This is a genomic window from Parabacteroides sp. An277 (assembly GCF_002159645.1).
Taxonomy (GTDB): domain Bacteria; phylum Bacteroidota; class Bacteroidia; order Bacteroidales; family Tannerellaceae; genus Parabacteroides.
Map to the genome: position 1 here is coordinate 22,103 of NZ_NFJB01000038.1, position 8,724 is coordinate 30,826.

Sequence of the window (8,724 nt, forward strand, 5' to 3'; positions counted from 1 at the left end):
AAGATACGCAACGCAAGTGAGCTAATCAAATGCTTCTCTTAATTTTTCCCGCATAGCGTACCTATCCATACAGCTAATATTCCAAACATGAGGCTTATGAAGGCATAGAGCAAGAAAGGTACATAAGAACCTTGCCGTATCATTTGAAGGCAGTCATGGCTAAAGGTCGAGAAGGTGGTGAATCCTCCGCATAACCCCGTAGTGAATAAAAGACGTACCTCGGCGGACCAATGCCATCGTGCCGACCAAGCATAAAACAACCCAATGAGAAAACTGCCTACGATGTTTACGCTCAGCGTCGCCCATGGGAAATCGTATGGGCGGATTCGCTCGTGCAATGCGGCTTGTACGGCATACCGCAAAAGACTTCCCGCACCGCCGCCTATGAATATCGCTATCATTTCTTTTACCATCTTTCCAATACCTTCTTGTTTATTCAGTCGGCAAAGGTACATAATAAAATGGATTGGGAGTAAATCCGGAGGGTAGAGGGAAAATATCTTGCTGGAAAGTTGCTTGATAATGAAACTTATGATACCTTTGTGGCATGAGAAGAAAAATAATAGCGTTTGGTAGGTATTACAAAGACTTCTTGTCGACTTTAGATGAGAAAGAGGCACTTAAGGTAAAATATGTGCTTTCTTTGTTGGAGACGGAAGATCGGATGCCTGTGAAGTTTATAAAATTCATACGCGATGGATTATATGAATTGCGCATCTCTTATAGAGGCAATATATATCGTATATTTTTTATTTTCGATGAAGGTCAAATAGTGGTCTTGTTTAACGGTTTCCAGAAGAAAACTGAGAAGACCCCGAGGGCTGAGATTGAAAAGGCATTAAAGATTAAAGAGGAATATTATGAATACAAAAGAAGAAATGATAACGGACATCAGTGCTGAATTGGATAAAGAATTTGGCAAACCGGGAACTCCCGAACGTACTCAATTTGACGAAGAAGCGTATGCTTTTTATACTAGCCAAATCCTGCTGGATGCGAGGAAGGAGGCGAAAATTACGCAAACTGAATTGGCCAATCGCATCCATGTCACCAAATCCTATATTTCTAAAATAGAGAACGGACTGATTACACCCAGCGTGGCGACTTTTTATCGGATTATGAATGCTTTGGGAATGAGGATAGAAATCGTCAGGCCTCTTACCTGATGGATGTATCCTCGAAAGAAGGGAAATGCGTAGTTTGACCTGTGTCAAAACCTACCCGTGCTCCACAAAAATTAACAACAGGAAGCACGGAGCAAGCAAAAACCTCGTTACCTTTGTAATCGAAAAAGAAAAGACAAGTATTTTTTTTCAATTTCCCCTTTCATAATGTGAGGCACTCTGATTCGTCGGGGTGCCTTTATTTGTATCGTTCTAACATTTGGGTGAGTAGCGATATGATTTCTTCCCGTAATGAAACAGGCTTTAGTACTTCTATATTTTCCCGGTTCCATAATATTTGTTGGATAAAGTCATACGACGGGCGGAAATAATATTGGAAAATGGCATAATCTTTCCCGGTTTCAATCTCTTTTTGCGAATCATGGAGCGGCAGGGAACGGATGTAATCCACTTGTTTATTGTACACTTTTAACCAAATGGTTTGTGGTTGCTTGTCGTCTCGGATAATGCCATAACATCCTTCGTAAAAGGATTGCGGCGTAAGGGTTGGCGAAGGTAGAAGCTCCTTTTCTCCAATTGTCAGATGTTGCATGCGTTCCAATGCCAACACTCGCGTTTGGCTTCTATCTGTAAATTCTCCGATTAAATACCAGCGTTGTTCGAAGAGGCGGACAAAAGCCGGAATCAACTCGAAGTGATAGGTACGGTCTTTCGTATAATAAGAGGTATAGTCGAAGTAAAGCGTGCGACCTTGGTCGATGGCATTCAATACGGTATGAAGCAATTCTACGCCGGTTGGCGGATCCTGAAGCATAATTTTGCTTTTATGTTTAATTACCAGCGACGATAAATTCTGGATATGAAAACTACTCAACAAATAGCGGTAAATCGGATTTTCCTTGATCACCTCTTTGTTTCGGAAAGTATATTTCCGGATACGCGCGTCATATTCAATATCGATTTGAAACGAAGAAGCGATAAACTCCCTATCCCGGTTGAAGGTCCGTTCCGAAATCTCCTCGCCATCATAATTGAGCGAGTACCGCATAAAGCGTTCATTCAACTCTTTTAGCGAGAAATCCCCATACTCGTTGAATACACTAATAATCCAAAGACAACGTTCCCATTTCTGCATATTATTCTATTTTTTTAATTATATTGCAAAGATACGCGCTTAGGTCGGACAGCTTTTGACCGAGTGGGGAAATAATTTTGCACTGTAGGAAAAAATAAAGGTAAAAGACGCTTTTTTATATTGCTTTTCACTACCTTTGTACCAATTCCGACCGAAAGCCGTGCGTGGCTTCGATGGAAGGACATACTGAAAAGCGAAAAAGCGTTTACAATATTATTCCCAATCCAGAAAATCGCCAATTTTCATCACCTGGGAATAATAGACAACAAAATGCTTGCGCTCTGCTGTATCATTCTTTGCGACGAAGTAAGATTGTAACAGTATAGAGCGTGGGCTGTTGTTTAATTATCTAGGTGAAGGTGTTTGGCGATACCTCTGGGTTGGATAAGGAGGCGACAGTTCCCACGCTTTCTTTATTGTTTTATAATTAGAAAAATGCTAAACTGAAGGGAATAAGGAATAAAAATGAATTTGAAAATGATAAAGAATAAGAAGAAATATTATAATAAGAATAAATATAGAAGAGGTAAGAACAAGTCTATAGAATATTCATTGCAATCAAAGGCAGCTAAAGATGTTGTCCAACGATATGGTTCTGCAAATAAAGAATATATAGTGTCTTATTCTGGAAGGGATAATGAAGCTAATAGAAATTTAAAAAGAGGATTGAAAAGAATTCATAGGTATAAAGTTAATTGTAAGTATTATAAAGAGAATATTAAGCAGCAGGCGGGCTTTGTTGCGGAGGAAATATATACCGCAAGAGAAAATTCGAAAAGAATTATTTCTGGTGATAAGAGACGAATAAGAAGAACTGATGATCTTGGCTCAGTGAATGATCAACTTTATGATCATTTTACTATAGATACACATGGTAATATTATAGTTGGGTCAGGTGAACAAATGAAATTTGTTGGAAACAATGCAAAAGAATTATTTGATGCATTGAAAAGTGGAAAATTCAGGAAATATTTGGGTAAAGCTACAATTACTGTACCGAGTGATTATTATGAGGGTGTTATTTCTGAGATAGAAGAGAATTTATCAAGATTGGAAGACTGGTTAAAAAATGCAGAAAAAAGAGGAAATAAAAAATTAATAGAAAGGTATAGAAATAGGATTTTTCTTTTAAAGAAAATAAAGACTTCTATTAAAGATAGTGGCATAACTACAAAAGAAGCAATTTTAGCTAGACAACATCCTTTGATATTTACTATTAAAGATATGACAAAGATTTCTCATCAAGCTGGCATGGTACAAGCAAAAATGGGAATAAGTATTTCTGCAGCAGTTTCTTTAATTCGCAATGTTGTAGCATTGTGTAAAAATAAAAAGAAACCAATAGATGCTGCAAAAGAATTGGCAGTTGATACTGGAGAAGGTGCTCTTGTTGCTTATTTAAATGGATTTGGTGGATCTTTTATAAAAGCTGGAATGCAAAATTCATCAAATGAAATAATAAGAGGTGTTTCAAAAAGTAATGCTCCAGCTATGATGGTAACTTCAGCTATTGATGTAGGAAAATCATTAACACGTTTGTGTAAAGGTGAAATTTCTATAGCTGAATGTTTAAGTGAAATGGGAGAGAAAGGTACAGGTTATTTGAATTCTGCTTTGTTTGCTACGATAGGACAAATGGCAATTCCTGTACCAATTATTGGTGCTATGAGTGGTTCTATTATAGGATATACTTTAAATTCTATATTTTATAAGGAATTGAAAACTGCACTTAAAGAAGCTGAGATAACACGAATACAAAGAATAGTAATAGAACAGGAATGTCAAGCGACAATTAAACAGATTAATAAGTATCGAGAGGAAATGAAAATCCTTTCTAATGTGTATTTTAATGATCGAATTACTACATTTAATTCTGCATTTAGTTGTATGGATAAAGCTTTTTATTCAGAAGATATAGATGATTTTATAATGGGAGCAAATATGATAACTAAGAAGTTGGGACAAGAAGTACAGTTTTCTACAATGCAAGAATTTAATGTACTTATGAGATCAGAACAGATGTTTAATTTTTAATTTTTATATTATATGCCTTTACCAATAGTGTTTATAGCAGTAGCAGGTGTTACAGGTGCAGTTGGAATAGGGAAAACGGCTAAAGCTATAATGAATCGTAAAAAAGCGAAGAAACTAAATGAACGTGCAAATTATGTTATTAAGCAAGCAAATCGTAAGCACAAAAGATTTAAACGAAATTGTAAAAAAAACTTGGAAGAATTGGGCTTAAAAAAAGCACAAATACTTAGTACGAATATTGAACATTTCATTATTTCATTTGGAAAATTGAAGAATATAAATTTTCAAGATTCTATAGGAATAGAAGAAATTAGCAAATTATGTATCGATCAGAAAGAACTTAATGACTTAAAGGGAATGAGTAATTTTGCGACAGATATCATAACTGGTGTTACAGGAGGAGCTATAGGTGGCGCTCTTACTGCTTATGGAGCATATAGCTCTGCAAACTGGTTAGCTACAGCTTCTACAGGTACAGCTATTTCTAAATTAAGTGGTATTGCAGCAAAAAATGCGACTCTGGCTTATTTTGGGGGAGGAGCTTTATCTGCTGGAGGTTTAGGTGTAAGTGGCGGTATTATGATATTGGGTGGATTAATTGCTGGTCCAGCTTTGGCAATTATGGGATGGATTGTAGAGGCTAAAACGAGTAAAGCTAAAGATGAAGCTTATATAAATATGGCAAAAGCTGAAGAATTTGCAACAAAGTTGTCTGTAGCAAATAGCTTGTGTGGTAACATTATATATCAATGTCAGTTATTTGTTGATTTACTAAATAGATTAGATACTTATCTAGATGAATTTGTGAAGATTATGGATGAAGCTATCATTGAGCATAATGCAGATTATGAAAACTTTAACAAGCAACAAAAAAATGCTACGGCTGGAGCTGTTAGTTTAGCAAAAGCAATTAAAGCTGTTTTAGATACTCCGATTTTGACAAAGGAAGGTAATTTAGATATGAAAACTAATCATATATTGCAAACAATTAATCCTGAAGAAATTAAAAATGCATTTGAGATGCAAACGGAAAATTAGGTATATATTGAAATAATTGTATTACTAATAATTGAAAGGTAAAAATTATGTTTCAGAAGAAGTATTTAGAAGACCCAGATTTGGTGTTTTTGTCGGAATGTTCAAATGAAGATTTGAAAACATTTGCTGATTTGTTAGTTTTTGACAAAAATGACAAACAGAGAGCGACAGAAGAACTGTCTAAAACTCGTGCTTACAAAGAATTTTATCCAAAGGAAATGAATAAGATCTGTAGAGAGATTATTCATGAATTTCAGCTATTTGGAGGTGATACAGTCGCTAATGCGATTCGTGGTTGTGGTATTCCTTATCGAGAAATCCTAATGGATGTATGCGATAAGAAAAAAGTAAACTACAATAAGAATTCTTCTATAGAACGGATAGAAATGTGTTTTGTACAGCGCATTTTAGATGAAGCTTTAGAAGAAATGGATGAAGATGAAATTAAGGGTATTGCAAACGATTTACGTATTGACGCTACAAAGTATGACAATAAAAATGCTTTGAAGGATGCAATCATAATGATTGGTTTGTCTCCTCAATTTGTCGGAAAGATTGTTGCTATTTGTGCAAAAGCTATTGTTCCACGAATTGGCATTGCTGTCGGAGGTGCTATGTTAGGTCAATTGGTGGCAAGATTAGTACCTATTATTAATATAATATCTTTGGCTTTTTTAGCAAAAGAACTTATTACTGGCCCAGCATATAGAGTAACAATGCCTGGTGTAATGATGATTATTTATATGCGTCGTAAATGGCAAGATGCACAGAATAAGAATAACTGAAAATAGTTAGAGGGGTCGGACCACATCTGTCCGACCTCCCCATTTCCTTTGCATCATGAAAAACAAAAGCAAAGGAATATGGATACACAATTAATGCAACAGCAGGTTGAGGCGATAGTTCAACGAGATGATGTGTCAGAAAGTTTGACTTGTTTATGCGAATTGTTTCTCTCGATGTTGGACAATTTGAAAGGGAATATATCGGATGTTTCCTTTTTGAAAACGTTGGATATAACGTGCAGTACACTTGAATCGAAATCGGAAAAATTGAGAATTGCTACCGTATTGGATGTGTTATTGACAACGTCGCTTTATTATCAGAAAGCGCGTCTTTATCTTTGGCGATGGGCTACTTATCATGTGGAATTTAGTTTACTATTATGGGAAACATATAATCATTTGATGGATTGGTATGAAGAAGAAACGGATGATTCGTTTGACCGTGTTTTTTATTCAGATAATTTCTTTAAACAATTTACTTTGGAGACGAGAAAACGTCATTATTCTCGTTTTGATTTATGGCGAAATGCAATCAAACAGTATCGTGTTTTATTGAAATATGATTTGACTCATTTGGATAGCCGCATGAAGGATGCATTTGATAGGCATCGGAGAGAAATGTTCCTTTGTAGCCATCCGCTAATCGGTGGTGCTTATTCTTTAATAGGTGGATTGGTTGTGTTATCGGGAAGTTTTGTATTACTTTCTATTCTGCATTTCTTTTATCAGTTCTATGTTATAAAGCCATACAATTTATTATTAGCGGGAGCCGGTTTGAAAGAATATAGAGCGCCATTGGGCGAATTATCGATAGCACATCACGCATTTTGGGAAAGATGCTTGTTTGTACTATGGGAACCTTTATCTATTTTCCTTTCCGGAATCTTAGTACTTTTGCTTATAAATTTCGCACAAGAAAAATGGGGATGGAAGATTTTGTTTCCCGGTAAATATAGAAATAGTCAAATTAAAAAATAACGCAATATGAAAAAGAAAGTTTTGATAGGTGGTTTGTCCATCTTGGTTATTGTGTTGGGTGTTTATTTCTTGTCGCCGACAGCGGCTGATTATAATGAAAAAGCAGATGTATTGTTTGACCAAATGGCGTATGCGGAGGCGTTCAATTATTATCGGAAAGCGGCGGATAAAGAGGACGGACATGCCTATTACCGGTTGGGAGTTCTGTATCAAAAAGGTTGGGGTGTGACAGCTTCTGAAAAGAAGGCGGTGGAATATTTCCAAAAGGCAGCAGACAAACAGGACCCAGACGGGCAATATGAATTGGCTTATTACTATTTTAGCCAGCATGATTATGAGGAGGCTTTGACCTGTGCCGAGAAATCAGCGTCGCAAAATGTAGCAGATGCGGCTTATTTGTTGGGGCATCTTTATGAGCAGGGTAAAGGCGTTGAAGTGGATTTGAAAAAAGCATTGGAATGGTATGAGAAAGCGGCACCGTACAACAATGAAGCCAAAATAAATGTGGCTATTTTCTTTCTCCATGCAAAAGGAACAGAACCTGATTACGACAAAGCATTCCAATTGTTTGAAGAGTTGGCCCACAAAGGAATAACGGATAGTTATAATTACTTGGGGTATATGTATGATAATGGTTTAGGTACTGAAAAGAGTAAAGAAGAAGCTTGTCATTGGTATCGAAAAGGAGCAGAAGCAAACGACCGTGTGGCGCAATATAATTTGGCAGCCTCATTGTGGACTGGTCAAGGGGTTGCGCAAGATAGAGAAGAAGCATTGAATTGGTTCCGTCAATCGGCTTCGCAAGGTTATAATCATGCGATTGAATTTGTTAAACAATATGAAGCGTGGGTGCGGCAAGAGCAAGCTCGGCAGGCCGAGGAACGTAAACGGAAATCCTACGATGAGCCGCGTATTTGTCCGGGCTGTCAAGGTACAGGCCGTGTATTGGCTGGAACAGGTAAATGGGAAAATTGCGGGCTCTGCGGAGGCTCCGGTATTTACCAATCTTTTCAGGGTAGATGGAACGATGTGATGGAGGCATTAGATAATATGTGGTAATTTGGCATTTTAGAATTGGAATAGGGTTGATTATAGGAGAAAAATAAGTTGTTTTTATTTACCAAAAAATTTTTTCTCCTTTTTCCTTGCCTATTTTAAATTAATGTATAACTTTGCGGATGTTGCAACCGCGATTGCAAAGTTGCCGCAATTTGCAGGAGGTCTGCAATTGGGATTGTAAGGTCGCCGCAAACTTGTGGGAGGTCTGCAATCGGAATTGCAAGGTTGCCGCAATTTGCAGGAGGTTTGCAATTGGGATTGTAAGGTCGCCACAAACTTGCGTGAGGTTTACAATCGGAATTGCAAGGTTGCCGCAGATTGCAGGAGGTTTGCAATTGGAATTGTAAGGTTGCTGCAAGTTGCAGGAAGAAAACATTTAGAATTGCAAGGTTGATTTATAAATTAATTAAATAATATATTGCCATGGAAAAGAATATTGATGAAAGATTTAATTTCAGTTTGGCTCGCAATGCCGAGCATTACCAGGTGCACAGCGACATTTTGTCGAAAGTGACGGCCGAGATTGCGGCCAAGTATGGTTTTACCGCGTTGCATACGGATTATGCGGGAT

Annotated in this window: 9 protein-coding genes; 7 read left to right on the forward strand and 2 right to left on the reverse strand. The window is 37.1% G+C overall.

The window, feature by feature from the left end; all coding sequences use genetic code 11:
- Positions 1-38: 38 nt before the first annotated feature.
- Positions 39-413, reverse strand: coding sequence for a fluoride efflux transporter CrcB (gene crcB / locus B5F77_RS13035; RefSeq protein WP_087331467.1), 375 nt, complete (start codon positions 411-413; stop codon positions 39-41).
- A 134-nt stretch (positions 414-547) separates the two neighbouring features.
- On the opposite strand from crcB, the gene B5F77_RS13040 reads away from it, so the two are divergent.
- Positions 548-901 (forward strand): type II toxin-antitoxin system RelE/ParE family toxin, encoded by a 354-nt coding sequence (locus tag B5F77_RS13040; RefSeq protein ID WP_087331437.1) that lies wholly within the window; start codon positions 548-550, stop codon positions 899-901.
- On the forward strand, positions 861-1,166 hold the full coding sequence (locus B5F77_RS13045) for a helix-turn-helix transcriptional regulator (RefSeq protein WP_087331439.1): 306 nt from the start codon (positions 861-863) through the stop codon (positions 1,164-1,166). Before B5F77_RS13040 ends, B5F77_RS13045 begins: the two co-directional genes overlap by 41 nt.
- Positions 1,167-1,362: 196 nt before the next feature.
- Here B5F77_RS13045 and B5F77_RS13050 read toward each other — a convergent pair whose 3' ends face one another.
- Entirely contained in the window at positions 1,363-2,259 is an 897-nt protein-coding gene (locus B5F77_RS13050; protein ID WP_087331442.1) for a WYL domain-containing protein, read from the reverse strand.
- Positions 2,260-2,736: 477 nt separating this feature from the next.
- Between B5F77_RS13050 and B5F77_RS13055 the strand changes: the two genes are divergently transcribed.
- The 5 genes from B5F77_RS13055 (at position 2,737) to B5F77_RS13075 (ending at position 8,153) form a co-directional block, all read left to right on the forward strand.
- On the forward strand, positions 2,737-4,293 hold the full coding sequence (locus tag B5F77_RS13055) for a hypothetical protein (RefSeq protein ID WP_087331444.1): 1,557 nt from the start codon (positions 2,737-2,739) through the stop codon (positions 4,291-4,293).
- Between the two features lie 12 nt (positions 4,294-4,305).
- Positions 4,306-5,331, forward strand: a complete 1,026-nt coding sequence (locus B5F77_RS13060) for a hypothetical protein (protein ID WP_087331446.1) — start codon at positions 4,306-4,308, stop codon at positions 5,329-5,331.
- A 47-nt stretch (positions 5,332-5,378) separates the two neighbouring features.
- Positions 5,379-6,116 (forward strand): DUF3944 domain-containing protein, encoded by a 738-nt coding sequence (locus tag B5F77_RS13065; protein ID WP_087331448.1) that lies wholly within the window; start codon positions 5,379-5,381, stop codon positions 6,114-6,116.
- Positions 6,117-6,194: 78 nt separating this feature from the next.
- Positions 6,195-7,094, forward strand: a complete 900-nt coding sequence (locus B5F77_RS13070; protein WP_087331450.1) for a hypothetical protein — start codon at positions 6,195-6,197, stop codon at positions 7,092-7,094.
- 6 nt (positions 7,095-7,100) lie between these two features.
- Positions 7,101-8,153 (forward strand): tetratricopeptide repeat protein, encoded by a 1,053-nt coding sequence (locus tag B5F77_RS13075; protein ID WP_087331453.1) that lies wholly within the window; start codon positions 7,101-7,103, stop codon positions 8,151-8,153.
- Positions 8,154-8,724 lie beyond the last annotated feature (571 nt).

Bases quoted from the DNA above. Each gene is read 5' to 3' on its own strand.
- crcB (WP_087331467.1), bottom strand. From the start codon at position 413: ATGGTAAAAGAAATGATAGCGATATTCATAGGCGGCGGTGCGGGAAGT.
- B5F77_RS13040 (WP_087331437.1), top strand. From the start codon at position 548: ATGAGAAGAAAAATAATAGCGTTTGGTAGGTATTACAAAGACTTCTTG.
- B5F77_RS13045 (WP_087331439.1), top strand. From the start codon at position 861: ATGAATACAAAAGAAGAAATGATAACGGACATCAGTGCTGAATTGGAT.
- B5F77_RS13050 (WP_087331442.1), bottom strand. From the start codon at position 2,259: ATGCAGAAATGGGAACGTTGTCTTTGGATTATTAGTGTATTCAACGAG.
- B5F77_RS13055 (WP_087331444.1), top strand. From the start codon at position 2,737: ATGATAAAGAATAAGAAGAAATATTATAATAAGAATAAATATAGAAGA.
- B5F77_RS13060 (WP_087331446.1), top strand. From the start codon at position 4,306: ATGCCTTTACCAATAGTGTTTATAGCAGTAGCAGGTGTTACAGGTGCA.
- B5F77_RS13065 (WP_087331448.1), top strand. From the start codon at position 5,379: ATGTTTCAGAAGAAGTATTTAGAAGACCCAGATTTGGTGTTTTTGTCG.
- B5F77_RS13070 (WP_087331450.1), top strand. From the start codon at position 6,195: ATGGATACACAATTAATGCAACAGCAGGTTGAGGCGATAGTTCAACGA.
- B5F77_RS13075 (WP_087331453.1), top strand. From the start codon at position 7,101: ATGAAAAAGAAAGTTTTGATAGGTGGTTTGTCCATCTTGGTTATTGTG.